22 protein-coding genes are annotated in these 24,865 nt (G+C 47.6%); 14 read left to right on the forward strand and 8 right to left on the reverse strand.

Annotated elements, in window-relative coordinates:
- From P8H32_RS09705 to gloB, 4 genes are all read right to left on the reverse strand, one after another.
- Window positions 1–1,080, reverse strand: a complete 1,080-nt coding sequence (locus P8H32_RS09705) for a microcin C ABC transporter permease YejB (RefSeq protein WP_297292880.1) — start codon at window positions 1,078–1,080, stop codon at window positions 1–3.
- 8 nt (window positions 1,081–1,088) lie between these two features.
- A complete protein-coding gene (locus P8H32_RS09710) occupies window positions 1,089–2,936 on the reverse strand; it encodes an extracellular solute-binding protein (RefSeq protein ID WP_301089287.1) in 1,848 nt (615 codons plus the stop codon).
- Between the two features lie 163 nt (window positions 2,937–3,099).
- The gene (locus tag P8H32_RS09715; RefSeq protein WP_301089288.1) at window positions 3,100–4,776 is read right to left on the reverse strand and encodes a LysM peptidoglycan-binding domain-containing protein; all 1,677 of its coding nucleotides are present in this window, start codon (window positions 4,774–4,776) and stop codon (window positions 3,100–3,102) included.
- 84 nt (window positions 4,777–4,860) lie between these two features.
- On the reverse strand, window positions 4,861–5,769 hold the full coding sequence (gloB, locus tag P8H32_RS09720; protein WP_367279190.1) for a hydroxyacylglutathione hydrolase: 909 nt from the start codon (window positions 5,767–5,769) through the stop codon (window positions 4,861–4,863).
- A gap of 193 nt (window positions 5,770–5,962) precedes the next feature.
- On the opposite strand from gloB, the gene P8H32_RS09725 reads away from it, so the two are divergent.
- From P8H32_RS09725 to dnaQ, 3 genes are all read left to right on the forward strand, one after another.
- Window positions 5,963–6,766 carry a methyltransferase domain-containing protein gene (locus P8H32_RS09725; RefSeq protein ID WP_301089289.1) on the forward strand — a complete coding sequence of 268 codons (804 nt, stop codon included), beginning with the start codon at window positions 5,963–5,965 and terminating at the stop codon, window positions 6,764–6,766.
- Window positions 6,763–7,203: a ribonuclease HI gene (gene rnhA / locus P8H32_RS09730; RefSeq protein ID WP_297293298.1), complete on the forward strand. Its 441-nt coding sequence runs from the start codon at window positions 6,763–6,765 to the stop codon at window positions 7,201–7,203. The genes P8H32_RS09725 and rnhA overlap by 4 nt, the downstream gene beginning before the upstream one ends.
- Before the next feature lie 100 nt (window positions 7,204–7,303).
- A complete protein-coding gene (dnaQ, locus tag P8H32_RS09735; protein ID WP_297293299.1) occupies window positions 7,304–8,011 on the forward strand; it encodes a DNA polymerase III subunit epsilon in 708 nt (235 codons plus the stop codon).
- A 176-nt stretch (window positions 8,012–8,187) separates the two neighbouring features.
- Here dnaQ and nhaB read toward each other — a convergent pair whose 3' ends face one another.
- Window positions 8,188–9,690: a sodium/proton antiporter NhaB gene (nhaB, locus tag P8H32_RS09740; protein WP_297293300.1), complete on the reverse strand. Its 1,503-nt coding sequence runs from the start codon at window positions 9,688–9,690 to the stop codon at window positions 8,188–8,190.
- A gap of 326 nt (window positions 9,691–10,016) precedes the next feature.
- Here nhaB and P8H32_RS09745 point away from each other — a divergent pair, with 326 nt between their 5' ends.
- The 3 genes from P8H32_RS09745 to sohB all read left to right on the forward strand — a co-directional run bounded on the left by P8H32_RS09745 (window position 10,017) and on the right by sohB (window position 13,546).
- Entirely contained in the window at window positions 10,017–11,741 is a 1,725-nt protein-coding gene (locus P8H32_RS09745) for a hypothetical protein (RefSeq protein WP_297293301.1), read from the forward strand.
- Between the two features lie 18 nt (window positions 11,742–11,759).
- Window positions 11,760–12,413, forward strand: coding sequence for a cation/multidrug efflux pump (locus P8H32_RS09750; RefSeq protein ID WP_297293302.1), 654 nt, complete (start codon window positions 11,760–11,762; stop codon window positions 12,411–12,413).
- A 92-nt stretch (window positions 12,414–12,505) separates the two neighbouring features.
- Window positions 12,506–13,546, forward strand: a complete 1,041-nt coding sequence (sohB, locus tag P8H32_RS09755) for a protease SohB (protein WP_297293303.1) — start codon at window positions 12,506–12,508, stop codon at window positions 13,544–13,546.
- A gap of 135 nt (window positions 13,547–13,681) precedes the next feature.
- Here the strand turns inward: sohB and P8H32_RS09760 are convergent, their stop codons facing one another.
- Complete coding sequence (locus P8H32_RS09760; protein WP_301089290.1) at window positions 13,682–14,731, reverse strand: 3-deoxy-7-phosphoheptulonate synthase; 1,050 nt, start codon at window positions 14,729–14,731, stop codon at window positions 13,682–13,684.
- Window positions 14,721–15,314, reverse strand: a complete 594-nt coding sequence (locus P8H32_RS09765) for a PilZ domain-containing protein (RefSeq protein WP_297293305.1) — start codon at window positions 15,312–15,314, stop codon at window positions 14,721–14,723. Before P8H32_RS09765 ends, P8H32_RS09760 begins: the two co-directional genes overlap by 11 nt.
- 133 nt (window positions 15,315–15,447) lie before the next feature.
- Here P8H32_RS09765 and P8H32_RS09770 point away from each other — a divergent pair, with 133 nt between their 5' ends.
- Genes P8H32_RS09770 through P8H32_RS09780 form a run of 3 tightly spaced genes read left to right on the forward strand, consistent with a single transcriptional unit; the run spans window position 15,448 to window position 18,665 of the window.
- Complete coding sequence (locus P8H32_RS09770; protein WP_301089291.1) at window positions 15,448–16,692, forward strand: lipoprotein-releasing ABC transporter permease subunit; 1,245 nt, start codon at window positions 15,448–15,450, stop codon at window positions 16,690–16,692.
- A complete protein-coding gene (gene lolD / locus P8H32_RS09775) occupies window positions 16,685–17,401 on the forward strand; it encodes a lipoprotein-releasing ABC transporter ATP-binding protein LolD (protein ID WP_297293307.1) in 717 nt (238 codons plus the stop codon). Before P8H32_RS09770 ends, lolD begins: the two co-directional genes overlap by 8 nt.
- 4 nt (window positions 17,402–17,405) lie before the next feature.
- Window positions 17,406–18,665, forward strand: a complete 1,260-nt coding sequence (locus P8H32_RS09780) for a lipoprotein-releasing ABC transporter permease subunit (protein ID WP_297293308.1) — start codon at window positions 17,406–17,408, stop codon at window positions 18,663–18,665.
- On the opposite strand, the gene P8H32_RS09785 is transcribed toward P8H32_RS09780, so the two are convergent.
- Window positions 18,666–19,193, reverse strand: a complete 528-nt coding sequence (locus P8H32_RS09785) for a DUF2062 domain-containing protein (protein WP_297293309.1) — start codon at window positions 19,191–19,193, stop codon at window positions 18,666–18,668. It abuts the gene before it with no gap.
- A gap of 361 nt (window positions 19,194–19,554) precedes the next feature.
- Here P8H32_RS09785 and P8H32_RS09790 point away from each other — a divergent pair, with 361 nt between their 5' ends.
- The 5 genes from P8H32_RS09790 to kdsB all read left to right on the forward strand — a co-directional run bounded on the left by P8H32_RS09790 (window position 19,555) and on the right by kdsB (window position 24,847).
- Complete coding sequence (locus tag P8H32_RS09790; RefSeq protein WP_301089292.1) at window positions 19,555–21,846, forward strand: DNA internalization-related competence protein ComEC/Rec2; 2,292 nt, start codon at window positions 19,555–19,557, stop codon at window positions 21,844–21,846.
- A gap of 125 nt (window positions 21,847–21,971) precedes the next feature.
- A complete protein-coding gene (locus tag P8H32_RS09795; protein WP_297291946.1) occupies window positions 21,972–22,598 on the forward strand; it encodes a MotA/TolQ/ExbB proton channel family protein in 627 nt (208 codons plus the stop codon).
- Between the two features lie 18 nt (window positions 22,599–22,616).
- Entirely contained in the window at window positions 22,617–23,036 is a 420-nt protein-coding gene (locus tag P8H32_RS09800) for a biopolymer transporter ExbD (RefSeq protein WP_297291947.1), read from the forward strand.
- Between the two features lie 6 nt (window positions 23,037–23,042).
- Window positions 23,043–24,083: a tetraacyldisaccharide 4'-kinase gene (gene lpxK / locus P8H32_RS09805; protein ID WP_301089293.1), complete on the forward strand. Its 1,041-nt coding sequence runs from the start codon at window positions 23,043–23,045 to the stop codon at window positions 24,081–24,083.
- Window positions 24,080–24,847 (forward strand): 3-deoxy-manno-octulosonate cytidylyltransferase, encoded by a 768-nt coding sequence (kdsB, locus tag P8H32_RS09810; protein WP_297291949.1) that lies wholly within the window; start codon window positions 24,080–24,082, stop codon window positions 24,845–24,847. The genes lpxK and kdsB overlap by 4 nt, the downstream gene beginning before the upstream one ends.
- Window positions 24,848–24,865: the final 18 nt, after the last annotated feature.

The raw sequence follows: 24,865 nt of genomic DNA on the forward strand, positions 1-24,865 counted from the left end.
CTAACCGCCCCTCGATTCAAAATCAATACGGGGGTCGATCCACACATAAGTTAGATCGCTGATCAGTTTTAGTAGTAAGCCCATCAGGGTGAAAATAAATAAGGTGCCAAATATCACCGGATAATCGCGATTGATAACGGACTCATAACCCAGTAGGCCTAAGCCATCTAAGGAAAAAATCACTTCTATTAACATCGAGCCGGTAAAGAACATAGTAAGAAAGGCGGCGGGAAAGCCAGCAATAATAATTAGCATGCCGTTTCTAAATACATGGTGGTACAGCACTTTGTTTTCTTCCAGGCCTTTGGCTCTGGCGGTGATAACATACTGTTTATTGATTTCATCGAGAAAGGAGTTTTTAGTCAGCATGGTTAAAGTGGCAAAGCCGCCAATGGTGTAGGCGGTTAATGGCAATGCCAAATGCCAAAAGTAATCTTTGATTTTGCCAAAGGTGCTGAGTTCGTCAAAGTTATCGGAGCTTAAACCTCGCAGCGGAAACCAGTCCAGATAACTGCCGCCAGCAAAAATAACAATTAACATAATGGCAAATAAAAAGCCGGGAATGGCATAGCTAACGGTAATAAGGGTGCTGCTCCATACATCAAAGCGGTTGCCATGATGGATGGCTTTATGAATGCCCAGTGGAATCGAGATCAAGTAAACCAGCAGGGTGCTCCATAGTCCCAGCGAGATAGAGACGGGCAGTTTTTCAATCATTAGATCAATGACAGAGGTGTTGCGGAAAAAACTGTCACCAAAGTCTAATTGGCTATAGTTAACTACCATTTCCCAAAAGCGCTCTGACATGGGTTTATCAAAGCCGTACATTTTTTCTATAGCGGCAACCACTTCAGGGTCAAGGCCCTGTTGTTGCTCCCTGCCTGAAGAAGTTTGGCCGCTGTCGCCGGAGGAGGAGCCACTGATACGTGAGGTAGCACTCATGTCGTGCCCTTGAATCTGGGCAATCATTTGTTCAACCGGACCACCGGGGGCGGATTGAACAATCAGGAAGTTAATCACCATAATGCCAAACAGTGTTGGCAGAATTAGCAATAATCTTCGCAGTATATAGTTGGCCATAAAGGGAGTTAGTTGCTGCTATTATTTTTATTCAATGCTTGTTCTTTGACGGGATCAACCCACCAGGTCATCAAGCCCAGTTCATAATTAGGGTCATATTTGGGAGCAAGCTCGGGTTTGCCGAATTTATCCCAGTAGGCAATACGGTGTGCATCGCTGTGAAATTGCGGCACCACAATATAATTATGTAATAACACTCTATCTAAGGCGCGAGTTCTAAGGATAAGCTCTTCGCGGTCCGGTGCTGCAATAATTGATTTAACCAGACTGTCGATGGCCTCATCTTTAAGGCCTAAATAATTACGGCTACCTTCGCGGTCTGCTGAGTTTGAATGCCAATATTCCATTTGTTCATTGCCCGGTGACAGGGATTGCCCAAAGCCACCGGTCACCATTTCATAGTCAAAGCTACGCATACGGTTGATGTACTGGGATATTTCTACCGTCTTAACGGTCATGGTGATCCCTAAGCGCTTCAGTGCTTTGGCATAAGGGTTTACGATACGCTCAGAGGCTGGGGAGTAGATAATCATTTCTATAGTAAACACTTCGCCACTTTTGGGATTAACCAGCTGATTGTTTTTTACCACCCAGCCAGCTTGTTTTAATAGCCTGGCTGCTTTACGCAGGTTATTGCGATTATTGCCGCTGCCATCGCTGGTGGGATTGGTGTATGGAGTAGTAAAAACCGCATCAGGAATTTTACCCCGTAGAGGCTCCAGTAATTCCAGTTCTCTACCTTCAGGCAGGCCTGAGGAGGCTAACTCAGAGTTGGCAAAGAAGCTGTTGTTACGCTCGTATAGACTATAAAACAGGTTCTTGTTTGACCATTCAAAGTCGAAGGCATAGTTAAGTGCCTGCCGAACTCTTGGGTCTTGAAACTTGCTGAGCCTTTGGTTAATCAGATAGCACTGCATACCGGTAGGATTGTTATGCTTGATCATTTCTTTTTTCAGCAGGCCCTGGGAAACGGCGGGGCTGTCATAGCCAGTTGCCCATTGCTTGGAGATATTTTCCCAGCGAAAGTCATAGCGGTTGGCTTTTAAGGCTTCCAGTATCACCACGCCATCTTTGTAATAATCTAATTGAATGTTGTCAAAATTATTGATGCCTCGATTTACTGGCAGGTCCTTAGCCCAATAATCTTTCACTCGTTCAAAAACAAGGGTTCTTCCGGCATCGGCGGATTTGATTTTGTAGGGGCCGCTACCCAGGGGGAATTCAAGAGAGGAGGCGCTAAAGTCTCGGGTGCTCCAGTAGTGTTCAGGGAGAATAGCTAACTCGCCAACAATTAAGGCAAGTTCCTGGTTAACGCCTTCTTTAAAGGTGAACTTCACCTTATGTTGGGATAGTGCTTCTACTTTTTCGACATCGGCATAATAGGAGCGATAAAAGGGCGTGCCTTTTTCTACCAGCAGGTTAAAGGTAAATACTACGTCACTGGCTTTAACCGGTTCACCATCATGGAAGCTGGCGCTTTTGCGCAAATGGTAAATGACCCAGCTACGGTCATCGGGCATTTCTATCTTTTCAGCTAATAAGCCGTATTGACTAAAGGCTTCGTCACCTGAACGCGTGGTGAGGCTGTCGTAAATAAGCCCCAGCTGATCCCCCGGCGTACCTTTGCTGATAAATGGGTTAAGGCTGTCAAAGGTACCCTGCAAGCCTCTGCGCAGGGTGCCGCCCTTGATGGCTTGATCCGAGGTATAGTCAAAGCCTTTAAAGTCAGCGGGGTATTTAACCGTCCCATGCATGGCGACACCGTGGCTAATAATGGTCTGCCGGGACTCGGCAAAGGAGGGTGCAGCGCCAAGGCAGTAAACCGCCAGGGATAACAGCAGGTGTCTTATCATCATATGTCTGTAGTCTATGTTGTTGAACATCGATTTAATCTTAAGTTACAGTTCTAACTATTTGTTTTAGCTGCGTATTTTGTATCCCACGTTGCCAAGAAGTTTTATTGGGTGGAGGCGTAGCGTTTATACTGTTGCCAGGAAACAACATTAGCATTATTTAACCTTAGAGGTTGGCGGTATTTGTAATATCTACATACAGTGTCAGCCTTTGACCTGGTTGCAGATATTTTTTCGGGTTAATGGCATTCCATTTAACAATATCGTTGATTTTGACATTAAACTTATTGGCAATGCGTGCCAGGGAGTCGCCGTTGCGCACCCTATAGCCAACCTTCCTTACCACCGCGTCACGCTGTGATGCCGCTTGAATTTTTACCGGGTTTTTAATCCACACGCTGAGTTTTTGCCCGGGTTTCAGCATATCTTTGGGAGCGATGCCATTCCAGTGAGCCAGTTTTTTAACCGTGACATTATAGCGTTTAGCAATGGTCCATAAACTGTCACCGCTGCTAACGGCATGAAATATTTGCTGGCTATTACTGCCGCCTTTACGCTTCTTATGGATGGTGGCAAGGCGCTGCTCAGCACTAAGGGAGTAATGCTGGCCTTCCTTAGAAGCGGTAGGAATCATTAATGATTGGCCGGTGCGAATCATATTACTGTTCAGGTTATTAATGGACTTAATCGTATCCACCCCTGTGTTAAAGCGGTTGGCCAGTAATAACAATGACTCACCACTTTTAACGGTATAACGCTGCCAGTGTAAACGTTGCTCCGGTGGCAGCTTGGCTACCTCCTGCTGAAACTGCACGGCATTTTCAATCGGTACCAATAAACGGTGTGGACCTTGAGGGGAGGTAGCCCAGCGATTAAAACCGGGGTTCAGTCGATACAGTTCATCGATTTTAATATCGGCCATGGTGGCGGCCTGTGCCAGGTCAATTTGTGAGTGAGTGTCGACTTGAGCAAAGTAAGGGCTATTGGCCACAGGGTATAACACGCAGCCATAGCGGCGGGGGTTATCAATCAATTTGGCTAATGCCAATAATTTTGGCACATAGCTGCGAGTTTCGCGGGGTAAATCCAGGGACCAGAAGTCAGTGGCTTTGCCGCGCTTTTTATTTTTACGAATCGCCTTATTCACATTGCCCTGACCGGAGTTGTAAGCGGCCAAAGCTAATAACCAGTCGCCGTTATAATATTTATTCAGTTTATCCAGATATTTGATGGCGGCTTCTGTTGAATCAATAATGTCCCTGCGGCCGTCATACCACCAGGTTTGTTCCAGTTTATACATACGACCTGTTCCGGGAATAAACTGCCACATGCCCGAAGCTCTGCCATGGGAATAGGCAAAGGGGTCGTAGGCACTTTCAACAATAGGTAACAGGGCAAGCTCAAGGGGCAGGCCCTCTTGCTCAAGTCTTTCAGTAACATGGTAAATATAACGCCTGGACCTTTCGCTTACCCTTGCCATATAGCCGGGATTTCTTTGATACCAGTTAAACTCAGCATCCAGTCTTTTTTGTTTGATCTGGTAATCCATTTCAAAGCCGAGCCTAATCCGCTGCCAGACAGTCGTTGGCGTGGCCCAAACAGGCTCGTTGCTTTTGGGTTCGGTTTCGCTATGGAGGCAGTAATAAGGGGAGCTGTAGTCAGTGAAAAACTCCCAGGGATTATTGTCCACCAGCTCGCTGGCTGTTTCGTGACTGATCACCACAGGCTCAGGTGGCGGTGGAGGGGTTGGTTCTGGTTGTGTGGCTTGGCAGGAGGCGAGAAGTAGCAATATAGATATTACTTTAAAGTCTGAGTATAACTTATTGATATTTGAATGTTTCATTAATTATTTTTTGTTCTGTTATGACTGCGACGCGCTATTTTATTGAGGCTTGGCTACAGGGTCAATATCCGAGCTGTAGCATCGTCAAAAATTATCCTTCCAGCCTCGAATAGCAGCAAAGACGGCAGTGCTATCGTCACAGGGTTGCTGGCTTTGCTCTCTGGCACTACTGACCACTTCAGCTTGCTCACAACGCAGAAAAGGGTTTGTTGCCAATTCTGTTGCCATCGTGGTGGGCAGGGTAGGTATGCCTTGATCCCTTAAACCGCTATCGTGGGCGATACGCTGTTGCAGGGCTTGGTTATTAGGTTCTACCGCGTTGGCAAAAGCCAGATTGGCCAGAGTGTATTCATGGGCACAGTAGACACGCGTGTTGGCAGATAGTTCTGCCAGCTTACTTAAGGACTCAAGCATCATCCTCGGGTTGCCTTCAAAAACTCGACCGCAACCTCCTGCAAACAGCGTATCACCGCAAAATAAAATGGGGCCTCCTTCGGCCTGTTCGCAATACAGGGCAATATGGTCAAGGGTATGGCCTGGGATTTCCAATGTTATAAAGTCCAGCCCGATTATGGATAGCGTATCTGCCTCTGCCAAAGGGTGAGTAATCTGGCTGATATTGTCACTATGAGGCCCGTAAACAGGTACATCATAGTTAGCCAGTAGCTGATCAATGCCGCCGGTATGGTCAAAGTGATGATGGGTGATCAATATCGCCGCCAAATTAAGCTGCATCTCTTCCAGTGCGGCAATCACAACCCTGGCATCGCCGGGGTCAACTACGACGGCCTGCTGGCTAATATCGTCATACAGGCACCAGATATAATTATCGCTAAAGGCTGAAATGGGTTTTACGTGGACCATTTTTGTATTCTCTAAATGACTACCATCATTCCCGCCCTCGACAAATACACTCGAGGGCAGGCTTCGACGCAAATGACTACCGTCATTCCCGCCCTCGACAAATACACTTGAGGGCAGGCTTCGACGCAAATGACTACCGTCATTCCCGCGAAGGCGGGAATCCAGCCTGCATGCTTATACTTTTATTTCCGCTGAAGCGGAAATCTAAAGCGCTGGATTCCCGCCTTCGCGGGAATGACGTGTACTATGAGGAGAGTGTGCACTAAGTATAGAAAAATAACTATTATCGGTTATGATTATTGGCCAATCTTGAGGGTATAGCGTGAAAGATATTCTTAGCCGATTTAAAAGACAGCCAGATACAGAAGTTTTACTACCCTTGCTGGAGCAATGGTTTGAAGGTGAGGCTGGCCAGTTAATGCTCAGGCGTCAGCAGGCTTTGGTGAGCCAAGCGATTACTGAAAGCTTTGGCTATCACCTGTTGCAGCTTAGTGTTGACTCTCGCTTGCATTTATTTGATGAAAGCCGCGTGCAAAATAACTATCACTGTCACCCGTTGGCATCCAATGGTAATGCCCGCTGCGAATTTGACCAGCTGCCTTTTGCCAGCGAAAGCCTTGATGTGGTGCTGCTGCATCATGTGCAGGAATATGTCAGCAACCCCCACACCTTGTTGCGTGAAGTGCAGCGGGTAGTTATACCCCATGGTCGCCTGGTTATTGTTGGTTTTAATCCTTGGTCAATACTGGGCCTATATGGACAGATTGCTCGCTTTTTTCCGCGCTCCATTTGGCAAAATCATAGTATTAGCCCTCGCCGCATAAAAGATTGGCTAAGCTTGCTGGGTTTTGAAACACAACGTTGCCATTTCGGTTATCATAGCCCCGCATTGATGGAGCGCAGTGACAAGCCCCTGTTAAAGCGGTTATTAAAACAATGGCCGCTGGGTGGTTTTTATATGATTTCAGCGATAAAAAAAGAAGCTGGAATGATGCCGATCAAGCCGAGTTGGAAAACTGCCCACAAGCCTTTTGTGGGTTTGACGCCGGTTAAGCCGCGAGCAACTCATCATGCACCGATTAAAAAAACACTAATAACACCACTGCGTGAAGAGGATGTTGCTTGAAACAGATTGAACTATTTACCGATGGAGCCTGCCGCGGTAACCCGGGGCCCGGAGGTTGGGGTGCTTTAATTCGCTTAAAGGGCCAGCCCTCCACTGAAAAAAGTCTTTGTGGTGGTGCGGAAAATACCACCAATAATAAGATGGAGTTGCAGGCGGCGATTGAAGGTTTAAAAGCGTTAAAAGAGCCCTGTGAGGTGATGCTGTATACCGACTCCAAATACGTTATGCAGGGAATGACCGAGTGGTTACAGGGCTGGAAAGCCAAGGGCTGGAAAACCGCTGCAAAAAAGCCGGTTAAAAATGTTGAGTTCTGGCAGGCGCTGGATGAGCAGGTTGCTCGTCACAAGGTTGCCTGGCAGTGGGTTAAAGGCCATAGTGGCCACCGTGAAAATGAAATTGCCGACCAGTTAGCCAATCAAGGCTGCGATCAATTATAGCCAGTGTCATTCCCGCGAAGGCGGGAAACTAGGTTCCCGCCTTCGCGGGAATGACGTTCCTTCGCGGGAATGACAGCATAAATAATTTCAGGAGCTAGTAGTGAGACAAGTCGTACTCGATACCGAAACCACCGGCCTGGAACCCTCCCAGGGTCACCGGATTATTGAGATAGGCTGCGTGGAATTAGTCGACCGTAAATTAACCGGTCGCCATTACCATCAGTATATTAATCCCGAACGCGAAGTCGATGCCGGAGCGATGGAAGTCCACGGTATTACCAATGAATATCTGGCCGACAAACCTCTGTTTCACCAAATTTCCCAGGAGTTTCTTGAATTTATTGATGGCGCAGAATTAGTCATTCATAACGCGCCGTTTGATGTGGGTTTTATTAATCATGAATTTAAGCTGCTGGGCGCAAAAAGTCCGGGCAAGGTAGTTGATTACTGCTCAGTGGTAGACTCTCTGGTGATGGCGCGACAAAAGCATCCCGGTCAACGTAATAGCCTGGATGCCCTTTGCTCCCGCTACGAAGTTGATAACTCGGCCCGTGATTTACACGGCGCTTTATTAGATGCCGAGATTCTAGCTGACGTTTATTTATTTATGACCGGTGGGCAAACCAATTTATTGCTAGCCGGTGAAGACTCTCAGGAAGGGGGTAGTATGGATGCTTCAATCAGGCGTTTAGCGACAAGTCGACCAGCCTTAAAAGTGGTTGTTGCTGATGGTGAAGAATTGGCGGCACATGAAGAGAGGCTGCAAGAGATAGATAAAGCCAGCGATGGAAATAATCACTGGCGTTAAAAAAACTCTGTCATTCCCGCGAAGGCGGGAATCCAGCGCTGTCAATTTCTGCTTTAGCAGAAATAACAGCATAAACATGCAGGCTGGATTCCCGCCTTCGCGGGAATGACGGTAGTCATTTGCGTCGAAGCCTGCCCTCGAGTGTATTTGTCGAGGGCGGGAATGACGATGTATTATTAAAGCACCATATAAACCGCAACCAAGCCAACACCACCCATAATAATGGTATAAGGAAAAGCCATAACCACCATCTTACCGTAAGACAATCTGATCAGCGGCGCTAAAGCAGAGGTTAATAAAAACAGGAAAGCGGCCTGGCCGTTTGGCGTTGCAACACTGGGGATATTAGTACCGGTGTTAATGGCAATAGCCATCGTGTCAAACTCGGCGCGGGTAATAGTGCCGGCATCAAAAGCTGCTCGGGCTTCATTGATATAAACCGTTGCCACAAACACATTATCACTAATCATTGATAAAAGACCGTTGGCAACAAAGAACATCGTGGGTCGGACATCGTTATCCATTTCCAGCACGGCATTGATAATAGGACTAAACAAGTGCTGTTGTTCAATCACCGCAACAATCGCAAAAAACACTACTAACAGTGCAGTAAAGGGGAGGGCCTCTTCAAAAGCGTGACCTAGCTGGTGCTCTTCAATAATACCGTTAAAGGCTGTTAATAAAACGATAATGCTCAAGCCAACAATACCTACTGCCGCGACATGCGTAGCCAGTGCAGCCACCAGGAATAAGGCAACCAGCGCCTGGACAACTAATGCAGCATTGTCACGGGTAGTGCGCTTGGCATCTTCCTGTCTGGCAAATTCTTCTAACACATCCCTTACCGATTTAGGCAGCTCTGCACCGTAACCAAAGCTCTTGGTGATTTCCAGCATCAGGCAGGTAAATAAACCAGCCACTAAAACCGGCATAGTGATAGGGGCCATTCTCAAGAAAAACTCAAGAAAGTCCCAGCCAGCTTTTTCGGCAATCAATAGATTTTGTGGTTCACCAACCAGCGTACAAACACCACCTAGCGCAGTACCCACAGCGCCGTGCATTAGCAGGCTGCGTAAAAAGCTTCTGAACTGCTCAAGGTCGGCACGATGGAACTCAACCACGCCACCGTCATCACTGTGATCGTGGGGGTTATCGAGTTTTTTGCCGGAGGCCACTTTATGGTACACCGCATAAAAGCCGGTACCGACGCTGATTAAAACCGCTGTAACGGTTAGGGCGTCCAGGAAAGCACTAAGTACCGCGGCAACTAAAGAGAATAGCAAGGAGAGAAGCTTTTTGGATTTAACGCCTAGCAGTATTTTAGTAAATACAAATAACAGCAGGTTTTTCATAAAGTAGATGCCTGCCACCATAAAGATCAATAGCAAGAGAACTTCAAAGTTATTATGGGCCTCATGGTAAACAGCCTCGGGGGGCGCCATACCAATGGCAATGGCTTCGATCGCTAACAGGCCGCCCGGTTGCAGGGGGTAGCACTTAAGGGCGAGAGCCAGGGTAAAGATAAATTCCAGGATTAATAGCCAGCCGGTAATAAAGGGGCCAACGGTATAAAGCAAGATGGGGTTCAATATTAAAAAGGCTATTATTGTCTTTTTATACCATTGAGGGGCCTGACCGAGAAAATTCGCGACGAGGGCCTGGGGCATGGTTTGCGCCATTGGGGTACTCCTTAAAGTAGACTTGGGACCATCAATTAAAATTCATTACCCGTTGAATATAATAGGTTTTTTCCAATTTTGCAGAGAAATTATGCGAATTCAGGGCTTTATTGCTTAATTTCCTCTTTTGTCCGGCCGATAAGCTTGGGTATGGGGGGGATTTCCCTTTAATTATGTGATGCAAGTACCTGTTAATGTTATTAAAAGAGCGGGTTAACCGGGCAAATCAGACTATACTGAGCAATACTTCCGTCAGCTTTCAACAAGACTGTCACTAACATTACCAATGGCACTATTTAGTAAGTGGTCAATAAAAAGGAGCTTCTGTGTCTTTAGACGTTAGCATCAACCTGCATTCCCTGCAGGTGATTCAAGAGGAGTTGAGTAATACTCTCAATCAGGCCGCCACTGAGTTTGAGGCCTATACGGTTGATCAAAGCAGTACCGGCCATATCAAGGCTTGCCATGAGTGTCTGGTGCAGGTGGGCGGCACATTCCGTTTATTGCAGTACCCGGGTGCTGCTTTGCTGGCCGATGAGATGGCTTCGTTAGTTGCGGTGATTGCCGATGAAGAGCTTAAAACAACTAACACAATGACTGAGGCGCTGACCCATGCCCTGTTTGTGTTGCCCCGTTATATTGAATTTATCTCCATTAGGCAGTCTGAACTGTCGATTCTGGTTATCCCCTATATTAATGAATTGCGAGTGAGCCGCCGTGAGTCCTTGCTGGCGGAATCTTATTTTTACCAAGGTGATATTCCGATGGTGGGGGCGTTGGCTGCTGAAGCCGCAGCTCCAGACCTGTGTTTACTGATGGCAACCGCTTCGCGCTTACGCCATATGTACCAAACCGGTTTAGTGGGCGTTATCAAAGAGCCTGAAAGTAGCCCTCATTATTTATTGATGTCACGAGCCGTTGCTCGCTTTGTATCGCTGTTAGGCAATCATCCCCAGGCAGAAATTTGGCAGTTGGCGGGTGTGGTATTAGGCGCTTTTGCTGCCGGTAAACTGGAGATGACCCTGAATCGTAAGCGCAATCTGGCCGAGATTGAGAAGATGATGCGCTTGATTGTCAGCAAGGGTGAAGAGGCTTTTGATGACCCGGCCCCTGAAGCACTGAAAAAAGACTTGTTGTTTATGCTAATGCTTAGCAGCTTTAACAGTGCTGAAATAACCGCCCTTCGCGAATCCTATTCGCTGCCCAATTTGGAGATGTCTGATGATGATATTGCCAGTCAGCGCGCGTCAATGCATGGCCCTAGTCACGATACCATTGAATCGGTTATCAAAGTACTGTCTGAAGAGTTACGTAACGCTAAAGATGTATTGGAGATTGGTTCACAAAATAACGGGATTGATGGTGACGACCTGTCTTTGCTCATTGATACGGTATCCCGTGTGGCGGATACTCTCAGTGTGTTGAATTTACAGGGGCCAAAAGACACCTTAATTGAACAGTTAGAAAAAGTGCGCGGCTGGCAGGGGGTTGGTAGTGATGTCGGCAGTGCTGAGTTTGTTGAGGTGGCTGACACTTTACTCTATATCGAAAGCGCCTTATCGGGTCTTGATCGGCGTGAGTTGACTGTTGAAGATCTTAATGAGGCCACCGCGATAACCCGTAAGAAGATTGTTGCCAATAGTCAGTTGGCACAAGCTGAACAGCTGGTAATAGAAGAGGCGCAATCTGGTATTGCTTTGGCCAAGCGGGCGATTACCTCTTATGTTGATTCTAATTTTGATGTGGCCCATATCTCTAACGTAACGACTACATTGAATACGGTTAGGGGTGGCTTGCATCTGCTCAATTACAGTCGTGCAGCTGCGGTATTAAAAAGCTGTCACGATTTTGTCTCGCATCATATTGACGAACGCAACCCGAGTGAGCAGCGTCACCAATTGTTGGAGACCTTCGCGGATGCGTTGATCAGCTTGGAGTATTATTTAACCGAGCTTCATTCCAGTCGCAGGGTTAATGAAGATATTTTATTGGTGGCTGAAGAAAGTTTGGCAGCGCTTGGCTTTACAGTGGAGTCCTGTGCTGCTGAATAATTATTAAGGATAAAGAGTATGGCCTATACCTTATTGGCTGGCGTTATCATTGTTGTTGCCCTGTTTGTGGTGTTAATGGCAGGGCGTTTATTATTTAAACGCAATTGGCTGTTAGGCTGGCTTCGCGGTACCTTCGGCTTTTTATTATTGTTGGCCTCGGTGATGCTGGCCCTGGCCGCTTTTGATTTTTACAGTTATAAGCAACTGAGCAAAGAGCAAACGATAGCCACCATTAGTTTTACCCAGCTTGAGCAACAGCGTTTTCAGGTATCCCTTGTCGATAGTGAAGGTTCGGAGCAAATCTATGAGCTTAACGGTGATCTATGGCAGTTGGATGCCCGCATTATTAAGTGGAATAAAGCGTTTGCAGGTATAGGCCTAAAGCCCGGTTATCGCCTCGATCGTCTTAGCGGTCGGTATTATTCCCTGGAAAAAGAGCATAGCGCCGAGCGTACGGTCTATCAGTTGGGTGTGAGTAAAAGCGTATTGGATGTCTGGGCCTGGCTGCATGATCATGGTCAAAATTTATCCATTATCGATGCCACCTACGGCAGTGCAACTTATCTACCTATGGATGATGGTGCTTTGTTCTCGGTAAACCTGTCTAGTACCGGCTTGTTAAGCCGCCCCCTCAATGACCGTGCCATACAGGCTGTAGAAGGCTGGCAATAATACGGTCTTGCCCCTGCTTATCTTGACTTAATCTTGCTATGCCTCCAAGATTGCCCGCCTGCATTTAAAATAAAGATGATCGGGGTAACACATTGGAATTTCTGAGTAATTATGGCCTGTTTCTGGCCAAATCTATCACTATTGTTGCGGCTATTTTGTTTGTTGTTATCGGCATTATTGCTGCCAGTAGTCGTGGTAAAAAAGAGCAGGACGGTCAAATAGAAGTCACGCTGGTTAATGACAGCTACGACGAGCATGAGCAGGCAATTAAGGCTGTTGTGTTAAATGACGAACAGTTAAAACAAGCAGCTAAAGATTTAAAGAAAAAGCAAAAGGACGATAAGAAAAAGAACAAGTCAGGGGATAATGAAGATAACAAAAAGCGCATTTATGTGCTGGATTTTGATGGCGATGTAAAAGCTTCTGCCGTTGAGAGTTTGCGCGAAGAGATTACCGCTGTATTAACTATGGCAACGCCGGATGATGAGGTGGTGTTACGGTTGGAGAGTCCAGGCGGCATGGTGCACACTTATGGCTTGGCGGCTTCCCAGTTAACCCGCATCACCCAGAAGGAGATCCCCCTAACGATTGTGGTTGATGCTGTGGCTGCCAGTGGTGGCTATATGATGGCTTGTATTGGTACTAAAATTTTGGCTGCACCGTTTGCCATTATCGGTTCGATTGGTGTTGTGGCCCAGTTGCCGAATTTTCATCGTCTATTGAAAAAGAATGATGTGGATTTTGAGATGTTTACCGCCGGTGAGTATAAGCGTACGGTCACTATGTTTGGTGAGAATACGGAGAAGGGTAAGACTAAGTTTGTAGAAGAGCTTGAAGATACCCATGAGTTATTTAAAAGTTTTGTTACTGAGCATCGTCCACAAGTGAATATTGCTGAAGTGGCTACTGGTGAAATCTGGTACGGCAAGCGCGCTCTGGAAAATAATCTTATCGATGATATTCAAACCAGTGATGAGTATCTGATGTCTCGCCGTGAGGATAGTAATATTTATTCGGTGAGTTTTGAGGCGAAGAAAACTTTACAGGAAAAGCTTGGGTTGGCGGCGTCTTATGCTACGGATGGCGTTATTGATAAGCTGATCCAGCGATTTAGTAGTAATAGACAGTATTAACCCCGCCCCGTCATTCCCGCGAAGGCGGGAATCCAGCCTGCATGATCATGCTGTTATTTCCGCCTGGGCGGAAATCTACAGCACTGGATCCCCGCCTTCGCGGGGATGACGGTGTGGGTTAGGCGGTGTAGGTTATTAAGTTCGTCGGGCTCTTATTGACTTGGCTAATTCTTCTAAAACCGACTCTGTAGTGTTCCATGAAATACAAGCATCCGTAATACTCACCCCATAAGTCTCAGGTTTTTTCTGGTTGCCTTCAAATAAATGACTCTCAATCATAACGCCGGCAATGGCTTTGGAACCCCTGGCAATCTGTTCACCTATATCAGCGGCTACGATAGGTTGTCTGGAAAAGTCTTTATTACTATTGCCGTGGCTGCAATCAACCATTAGTTGAATATCCAGCTTGTGTTTTTCAAGTAGGGCAGTAGCTTCAGTCACCGCTGTATTATCGTAATTGGGGCCTTTGTTAGAGCCGCGCAAAATAATATGGCAGTCTTTATTGCCCTTGGTAGTAACAATGGCTGAAATACCTTGTTTGGTTACCGATAAGAAGTGATGCGGGTGTGAGGCTGCACCAATGGCGTCAATGGCAATTTGTGTGCTGCCATCAGTACCATTCTTAAAGCCGATGGGCATGGATAGGCCGGAGGCGAGTTCACGGTGAATTTGGCTTTCGGTGGTGCGTGCACCTATCGCGCCCCAGGAAACAAGGTCTGCAAAAAACTGGGGGGAAATGGTGTCGAGAAATTCACAGCCTGTAGGCAGCCCGATTTCAGCAACATCAATCAGCAGCTTTCTGGCGATACGAAGGCCCTGGTTAATATTAAAACTGCCGTCCAGATACGGGTCGTTGATTAGGCCTTTCCAGCCAACGGTGGTTCTGGGTTTTTCAAAATAAACCCGCATCACAATCAATAATTCATCTTTATGCTGGTCTACTACAGCCTTTAGGCGTTTGGCGTATTCAAGGGCGGCTTCGGTATCGTGGATAGAGCAGGGGCCAACCACCACCAGTAGTCGATCATCGCTGCCGTTAAAGATATTGGCAATATCATCCCTGGCCTGACTGATCATTGCGGCGGTACTATCGCTTACGGGTAGCTCCTCCATCAAAATGGTCGGGGGTAGCAGTGGGCGTAACTCGTCAATATGGACGTCGTCGGTTTTGGTGTTATTGCTCATGTTGTTTTCTTCGTTCGGCGAGTTGTAGCTGCATAATATGTTTGGCAATCAATTGGCGGTCGCTATCTTTTAAATGGGTAAAGCTAAGCGCCACATTATAACCGCCTTGCTGGTGTTCGGAGCAATTGATCACTTTGGCAAAAACCACCAGGGTGTGGTGGTTGGGTAGCAGGGTGATTTGCAAGGCTAAAAAACCATCGTTAGCCAGTTCGGTATCGGTGTGAATAGCGAGACCGCCTTCACTAATGGAGATCTGCTGCTTTTTCTGCCCCGGAGCTTGCTCTTCATGTTCGGCCACTTTGGCGGCTATCAGCTCCAGCTTTTTGTTTTGGCCTTTAAGATAAGCTTCAAGATCGCGATTGTCTTCGCCAATAGCTCTCAGGAATTTGGCATTATCCTGGTCGATAGACTGTAGCTCGCGCATTAGTGAGTAGCTGGGATCTTCTTTAAACGCTGTGGGAATAATGTTGGCCAGCGCGCAATTCTTATCTACTGGCTGATAGCGCAGCAGCACCTTGTCAACGACACGAAAGTAATTACGTCGCTCATTGATTGTGGATTGGGAGGGGTTGTCATTGTTCAAGTGGAGCTGCTCCGTATTATTCTGTACTATTCTGTACTGTGGCTGCCAGATATGAGTTAACAGCTTGATTAGATCATACTTTAGTACAGCTTCACTGAAATATCACTACAACCCACTCACCGACGCCTGATTAATGTATCAACCTCTATCTCTGTTTATTGGCCTGCGATACACCCGAGCTAAGCGGCGCAATCAGTTTATTTCCTTTGTGTCGTTGATTTCACTATTGGGTATGATTCTAGGAGTAACAGCCCTGGTGGTGGTGATGTCAGTGATGAATGGTTTTGAGACCGAACTCCGTGGGCGTATTTTGTCGGTGGTGCCCCATGGCTATATCGATGGCCCGGAGCAGCGTTTGCCAGAATGGTATAAATGGCAGCAACAGCTTGTCGAGTCTGATGCGGTAGTGGCCGCAGCTCCCTATATTGATGGCACGGTGATGCTTAGTCGTCCCGGTATGGTCCGTGGTGCGGTGTTGCATGCTATAGAACCAGAGGCAGAATCCAAAGTCTCAACCATTAATGCCAGTATGGTTGACGGTCAGTTAAAGGATTTACAGGGGGGCCAATATAATATTCTGCTGGGTGAAATTCTTGCGCGCTATCTCGGGGTTTATATTGGTGATGAGGTCAGTGTTATCTTGCCCCGTGTGACCGTAACACCGGTAGGTGTATTTCCTCGCGTTAAACGTTTTACGGTAGTGGGTATTTTTCAGGTGGGTGCTGAACTGGACAGCACCACCGTATTTATTCATTTGGCGGATGGGCAAAAATTATTTCAACTAGGGCAGGATGTTAAAGGGCTGCGTTTACAGTTGACCGATTTATTTTTAGCGCCATCTTATTTGCCCGAATTACTTAACAAAATGCCTGCGGGTAGCAAGGCCAAAAGCTGGTCTGAAACTCAAGGCAGTTTATTTAGCGCAGTGGCGATGGAAAAAACCATGATCTCGCTATTGTTAATGATTATTGTTTTGATAGCAGCGTTAAATATCGTCTCGATTGTGACTATGATGGTCTCAGACAAACGCTCAGATATTGCTGTGCTGCGTACCATGGGTGCATCCCCGCAAGCTATTTTGCGCTTGTTTATGATTCAGGGTGTCGCGGTGGGTTTTGCCGGTATCGTAGTGGGTATCGCTATTGGTATTCCGGTGGCATTAAACGTGGGTGATATAGTCGTTGCCTTAGAGGGAATGTTAGGAACACAAGTTTTTAACCCGGAAGTTTATTTTATTAGTCGCATACCATCAGTATTGCAGTGGGGTGATGTGTTTTGGATAGCGGTCTGTGGCTTGTTGCTAAGTGTGCTTGCAACCATTTACCCTTCCATACGTGCCTCGCAAATACAGCCCGCCGAAGCATTGCGTTATGAATAGATTGATTGAAGGAGTGGATAATTTCTTGGAACAGCAGATAGTTTTACAGTGTCAGGCACTATATAAAAGTTATCAGGAAGGCCCGCAGCCTCTGGTGGTATTGGACGGTGTAGATTTTTCTATTCGCAGAGGTGAGCGGGTGGCCATCGTTGGCGCTTCTGGTGCGGGTAAGTCTACCTTATTAAATATGTTAGGCGGGCTGGATATTCCAAGCTCCGGCGAGGTGGTTATTGCTGGCCAGGCCATTGCCAGCATGAGCGAAAAACAGCGGGGGCAGTTGCGTAATCAATATTTAGGTTTTGTTTACCAGTTTCACCATTTGCTGGGTGAGTTTACCGCATTGGAAAATGTTGCCATGCCCTTATTAATTCGTGGCGATAGTCCGGCAGCTATTACGCCCGTTGCAACGGATATATTAAGCAAGGTGGGACTGGCTGAACGTTTACACCATAAACCTTCAGAGCTATCCGGTGGTGAACGCCAGCGCGTTGCCATAGCCAGAGCTTTAGTGACCAAACCTCAGTGTGTATTGCTGGATGAACCAACGGGCAATCTGGACCAGCATACCGCCGAGTCCATACATACCTTAATGAAAACCCTGAATGAAGAACTGGGCACCTGTTTTATTATTGTGACCCATGACTTGTCATTGGCTGACCAAATGGACCGCAAATTATCGCTAGTCGATGGCCGGCTAAAGGAAGGTTAAGCCATTGTTTAAGCCTTATCCGCTTTTTATTGGCCTGCGCTATGCCGGAGCTAAACGTCGTAGCCAATTAGTTTCGTTTATTTCTTTGGTCTCCATGGCGGGCATGGCGGTGGGTGTTGCGCTCCTAATTTTAGTGCTCTCTGTGATGAATGGTTTTGATCGTGAAATGCGTACGCGCATTCTGGGCCTGGTGCCACATATCAATGTGATTGCTTATGGACAGCCCGCCAATGCCGAGCAGGATTGGCAGCACATTCGTGAAAAAGTTTTACACCACCCCGATGTAAAAGCGGTTGCGCCCTTTGCCCAATTGAATGCCATGTTATTAAAAGGCAACAAAGTTGAAGGTGTACTGATTTATGGTATAGACCCGCAACAAGAAAAACATGTTTCGATTATTTCCGATTATGTCAGTGCAGAGGCACTAAGTGGACTTGAGTCTAACGATGCCAATAGTCGGCAAATATTATTAGGCTCAGCACTGGCCACACGTTTAGGTGTAAAACCGGGCGGTGTGCTCAATGTGATGGTGCCGCAGGAAAATACCCAGGGGCGTATTGCGCCGCGCTTTATGCAGTTAGTCGTTGCAGATATATTTGATACCGGTACTGAGCTGGACCAGTCAGTGGCATTAATTGCTATCAATACCGCCTTATCACTAATGCCTCCTGAACAAAGGCGTCAGGGTATGCGCATCACCGTTAAAGATACCTTTGAAGCGCCCCGGGTTGCCTGGGAGTTGGCGCAAAATATTCCCTACGGTTACACCACACGTGATTGGACACGTACCCATGGCAACTTATATTCCGCCATTCAGTTATCGAAACAATTAGTTGGCCTGATGCTGCTAACGATTATTGCCGTAGCCGCTTTTAATGTGGTGTCTGCATTAGTCATGGTGGTGACGGATAAGCGAGGTGATATTGCTATCCTGCGCACAGCGGGCGCCAGCCCTTCAGGGATAATGGCGGTATTTATGGTGCAGGGCACGGTGATTGCCTTAATTGGAACGGCGGTAGGTACTGTATTGGGTGTGGTGCTATCGTTGACTATTACCGATATCGTGGCGGCCATGGAAAGCCTGTTCCATATCCAGTTTTTAAATTCTGATGTTTACCCCGTGGACTATCTGCCTTCAGATTTACGACTACCCGATGTGCTGATGATTTGCGCTACGGCCTTTATAATGAGCCTATTGGCGACAATCTATCCCGCGTGGCGGGCATCCCGGGTACTGCCAGCAGAAGCCTTGCGATATGAATAGCTACTGCTGAGCCTCGCGCTTGCGCTGGCGTTTTTTCCAGCGGCTAATAGCGTGCTGCCGCCAGGCCAGCCTGACCAGGGTAGAAGCTAGCAACCCGGTAAATAACCCACATAGCAGGCAGCCCAGCAGGAAAGGTTGCCAGTTGTTTTGCAGCCCATTCTGTAACCACTCCCAGGACAGTTCAAAGCTGCCCAGATCGGTAGCTTCGGTACCTATGACCACTGAGCCCAACTTATAGGCGAGATAAAACATCGGGCCCATGGTAAAGGGGTTGGAAATCCAGACCAGCACTACAGATATGGCTAAATTGGCTCGCACCATTATGGCCAATAGGGCGGCAATAATCATTTGGGTTGGCAACGGGATAAACGCGACAAACAGACCAATAAAGGTGGCCGCCGCCACAGAGTGGCGATTTAAATGCCATAGATTGGGGTCGTGAAGCCACTTATCCAGCAATTTAAGCGACTTTTGCTCTTTCACCCAGTCGGGGTCAGGCAGAAAGCGTTTGATGATCTTGCGGGCCATATAGGCGAAGATTCCCGAAATAGAGTTAATTATTATAGTCTGCCATTATAACTGGCTTTGAGCTATATGTTGCTCGCCTATCATTCAAATTCCGTTTTTAAACCCTGCCACAACCCCGTCATTCCCGCGAAGGCGGGAACCCAGCGCTGTAGATTTCCGCCTTGGCGGAAATAACAGCATAAGCATGCAGGCTGGATTCCCGCCTTCGCGGGAATGACGTTGCTTTGCGACGTTGCCTTGCAGCCTTCCGTTGCTGCAACAATAAAGCGGCTTGCGTATCTGTAAGCGCGGCGTATTATGCATGGAATTAACCGGCTTCTCTAGCCGGGTTTTACCGATTCGTGACTTAAGGATAAGTCTTATGATGTTAAGGATGACCTCAATGGCTGTGGGCATTGCCCTGATTAGCCTGTTTTCCCAGTTGCCCCCCTTAGCTCTTGTGCTTCCGATATTACTATTGGCCGTATGCCTCTGGCTATGGCGCTGCTATTGGCTGGCCTGCTTTTTAGCTGGTGCCTGTTGGGGCCTGGTTTATGGCCACCAGATTGTTAATTCGCAGCTGCCGGTGCAGTGGCAGCAAGAGCTGCTCTGGGTAGAGGGTGAGGTTGTGGGGTTACCTGAACTTAGTGTCAGCCGAGGCCAGCCTGTAAGCCGTTTTAAACTGGCGCTTAGTCAAGCTGTTTGCCACCGAGGGGCGGAGTGCCACGATGGTCTTAAGTTGCTCAGGCTGAACTGGTATCAGGGGCTCGCTATCGTCCCCGGCCAGCGTTGGCGATTACAGGTCACATTAAAACGCCCCTATGGTATGGCCAACCCTGGTGGTTTTGATTATCAAAGCTGGTTAATACAGCAAGGCATTGGTGGTGTTGGGCGTGTTGTTGAGCATCCGCTCAATCAGCAGACAGGGCACAACACTGGCTCGGTAGATTACTGGCGCTGGCAAATGGCGAAAAAAATTGACCTTGTCCGCCCTGCGTTGCAGCACAAACACTTAATCAAGGCTTTGCTTATCGGTGATAAGCGCGGGATTAGCCGCCAGCAGTGGGAACTATTTGCGGCCACGGGAGTTACCCACTTGCTGGTGATCTCGGGTTTACATATAGGCCTGGTGAGTGCATTGGTATTTTCTTTGCTGCGTTATCCGCTGCTGCTGTTAATGCCTTCGCAGCCGGCGGAACGCTGGGCGGCATTATTGGCCCTTGTCTGTGCTACGGCCTATGCCCTGGCGGCGGGATTTACCTTACCCACCCAGCGGGCGTTAATTATGATTGCTGTGGTGATGTTAAGGCTGGTATATCGACGCCATATGGCTGCAGGTCAGGGATTGATAGCGGCACTGCTTGGCTGTTTATTGCATGACCCTTTGGCACCGATCTCTTTATCATTCTGGTTATCTTTTGCTGCGGTTGCCTGCTTGTTATATGGCGGAGTGGGGCGTTACCCCGTCGCTACGGTGACTGCAAAGTTGCTGTCAGCCCAATGTCTGGTTTTTATCGGTTTGCTACCGGTATTGGCCATTTTATTAGGGCAGCTGAGTTATATTTCCCCACTGGCCAATATCCTGTTAGTCCCTTTATTTAGTGTAGTGATTGTGCCAGCTAATTTTATAGCTGCCTTGCTAAGCCGCTTGGATTTATCATTAATGCTATGGCGTCTGGTAGATATATTGTTGGCCTGTACGATGGATTATCTAACGGCGTTGTTTACTTTCACGGAGGCTAACAGATTTTATATAGCTAGCAGGCCGTGGCCGGTTATGTGTTTAGCCTTGATCGGGGTTTTGCTGTTATTGCTACCCAAGGGTGTGCCGGTTAAGCATTATGCGCTGTTGCTGCTATTGCCGTTAATCTTCTATCAGCAACCTAAATTACCCAAAGGGGATTTACGCCTGGCGGTACTGGATGTTGGGCAGGGTTTATCCATGGTTATCAATACCCGTAATCACACACTGGTTTATGACCTCGGCCCTGAATTTAGTGAAACCTTTGATACGGCCACGGCGGTGGTTGTGCCTTATCTACGATATCACGGTATCAACAGTGTTGACCTGTTAGTACTTAGCCATGGGGATAATGACCACGCTGGAGGCTGGCAGCGCTTTGTTAGCCAGATTGAAACCAGGCGACTGCTCTATGGAGAAAAGCCCGTTGCGGAATTTTTTAAGGGTGGTTTTTGTTCGGCTAAGGCATGGCAATGGGACCAGGTGGAGTTTGAGTTTCTGCAAGCCATCAATGGGCAAGCTTTATCTAACAGCAATAACCGTTCCTGTGTGCTTAAAATCACTGTAGGGGAGAGCAGCTTCCTATTACCCGGTGATATTGAAACGTCGATGGAATTAGCCTTAGTTCAACGCTATGGCGCATTATTAAACGCCGATATATTGATCGCTCCCCATCACGGCAGCATCAGCTCTTCTTCCTGGCCCTTTGTTAAAACTGTTAGCCCCGATGCGGTGGTTGTTAGTAGCGGCTACCGCAACCAATTTGGTCACCCGCATCCGTCTATACTTGACCGCTATCGAGCGTTGGATATGACAACTTACAGCACCAGCCAGGCAGGGGCACTGACGTTTTTCGTACGTAATGGCAAAGTCTCTGCCCCAGAATCATTTCGTGAGCAGTTTCAGCGCTATTGGTTGGAAGGGGGAGATTGAGTGGCAGCTGATCTTTTTTAATAAGAATTGCCCTTGCGCATAGCCTTTGTGCGCTTGATTAGTATAATGCAGGACGCTAATAATAACCGTATCAGCTGATCGCTTAATTGCTGGAGGAAAGTAACGTGTTCGAATTGGTCAAAGCCGGTGGTTGGCTTATGCTGCCGATCATTATTTGTTCCATTGCCGCAGCCGCTATCTGTATTGAGCGTTATATCGCTTTAAACCCCGCTAAAATTGCTCCGCCTAACCTATTGGCGCAAGTATGGGGTTGGATAAAAAACAATCAGCTCGACGCCTCCAAAATCCGTGAGTTAAAAACGACATCCCCCTTGGGTCGCATTCTGGCCGCTGGCCTGAGTAACTCACGCCATGGCCGCGAGGTGATGAAAGAAAGCATTCAAGAGGCTGCCAGTCATGTTGTTCACGAGCTGGAACGTTACCTCAATACGCTGGGTACCATCGCTGCCGTTTCTCCCTTACTGGGTTTGTTAGGCACCGTTATTGGTATGATCAAAGTCTTTACTGAAATTATGTTACAGGGCACCGGTAATGCCGCGGTATTAGCGGGGGGGATTTCAGAAGCTTTGATTACCACTGCAGCCGGTTTAAGCGTGGCCATTCCGGCTTTAATTATGCACCGCTTTTATTCCCGCAGAATTGATTCGGTGATTGTTACCCTTGAGCAGGAAACCATCAAATTGGTGGATGCCCTACATGGTGACCGCCAGGTAGATGTAAAAGATAACTAGATAAACAAGGTCTATTCCGTGCAATTTAAACGTCAAAACAAAGCCGCCGTATCCGTGGATTTAACGCCGCTGATCGATGTCGTTTTTTTGCTGTTAATTTTCTTCATGGTCTCAACCACCTTTACCAAGGAAACCCACCTGAGTCTGAATTTACCTGAAGCCACCGGTGAAGAAAAAACCGACCTCCCGAAACAAATAGAAATCTTAATTGATGCCAATGGCCAATATGTAATCAATGGCCGCAGTCTGGTCTCAACCACCATTGAAACCGTGATGGCCGCACTGAAAGAAGTTTCCGCCGGTGATGTTAAAGTGCCCCTGGTAATCACCGCTGATGCCACCACGCCCCATCAAGCAGTGATTACCGCCATGGATGCGGCGGGGCAGTTAGGCTTTGCGCAACTAAGCCTAACCACTAAAAATCCTGGCGGCGACTAAACGCCTATGACTGCTTCTTCTAACGAACATCGCCTTGTTCGCAGCTGGTATCAAAAATCATTGTGGCTTTATTTGTTGGCGCCCTTGTCGCTGCTGTATTTTTTGCTGGCAGGTGTTCGTCGCCTTGGTTTTCGTTTAGGTATTTTTTCTTCCTTTAAAGCTGCTGTGCCAACTATAGTCGTGGGTAATATTACGGTGGGCGGTGCTGGTAAAACCCCGGTAGTGATTGCACTTGTTGAAGCGCTGTGCAAGCAGGGTTTTAAACCCGGTGTTATTAGCCGTGGCTATGGCAGTGACGCCCCATGTTATCCCTATGCTGTTAAGGCAGATAGCTTACCCATTCACTGCGGTGATGAGCCCTTATTAATTGCCCAGCAAACTGGTGCACCGGTAGTCATTGATGCCAACCGTAAAAGCGCTATCACTATGCTGTTAGAACACAATGATTGTGATGTGATTGTGGCTGATGATGGGCTTCAGCATTATGCCTTGCAACGGGATATAGAAATTGTCGTCGTGGATGGCCAGCGTGGCTTTGGCAATGCCTGGCTATTGCCAGTGGGGCCATTGCGTGAATTGACTCATCGCTTATCACAAGTTGACTATATTATTGCCAATGGTAAGTTAGAAACAGAATTACCGTTGCCCGCAGCAACGCCTTTTTATGCTATGACCTTACAGGCGCAAGCCCTGCAATCGCTAACCACAACTAACCAAGTGACTATGGCTGACTGGCCCTATGGCAAACGTGTTCATGCCGTTGCCGGTATTGGCAACCCGGCCCGTTTCTTTACCACTCTTCGTCAGCTGGGTTTTGATCCGGTAGAGCATGCCTTTGCCGATCACTACCATTATGCTGAGCAGGATTTTAACTTCGCTGAGACTTTGCCCATAATTATGACGGCCAAAGATGCAGTTAAAGTTCGCACTCTACAAGCCCCTGGCAATAGCTGGTGTTTGCCGGTAGAGGCGGAGATTGATCCGTTGTTTTTTGCTAGTATTAGCCAGCAGATTGAATCACTGAATGCCAAGAGACAGCAATCATGAGTTTTACCGTCGTTATCCCCTCACGCTATGGATCAAGCCGCCTGCCGGGCAAACCCCTGGTGCAAATTGCTGGCAAGCCGATGGTGCAGCGTGTTTATCAACAGGCTAAACAAAGTAATGCAGGGCGTGTTGTTATTGCAACGGATGACCAACGTATCGTTAGCGCCGCTGATGGTTTTGCCGCAGAGGTGATGATGACATCCCCGGAGCATGACTCGGGCACTGACCGCTTACAGGAAGTGGTCACTCAGTTACAGCTTGATGACGATCATATTGTAGTTAATGTGCAGGGAGATGAGCCTTTAATTCCACCCGCAGTGATCAATCAAGTGGCCAATAAGTTATTACAAAATCCACAGGCGGGCATTGCCACACTGGTAGAAAAAATTACCGATATTGAAACTGTGTTTAACCCCAATGCCGTTAAAGTGACTATGGATACCAACGGCAAAGCGCTGTATTTCTCCCGCGCGCCTATACCCTGGAGCCGTGATAGCTTTGACGGCAGCAATGAGCAGTTACCAGCGGATGTTAACTACTATCGGCATATTGGTATCTATGCTTACCGGGTTTCTTTTTTGCACCAATTTGTTAGCTGGCCAAGCAGCTCACTGGAAGTGACCGAAAAATTGGAGCAACTGCGCGCATTGGAAAACGGCGTTACCATTATGGCCAGTGAAGCCTGTGAAGCTATTCCTGCCGGTATTGATACCGAACAGGATTTACAGGCAGTACGCGCCTTGTTTGACCAGGATGGCCACTGAGTATGCCTGTTAGCGTGG

Origin of the sequence: Oceanicoccus sp. (assembly GCF_029238675.1) — a bacterium.
Classification (GTDB): Bacteria; Pseudomonadota; Gammaproteobacteria; order Pseudomonadales; family Dasaniaceae; genus Oceanicoccus.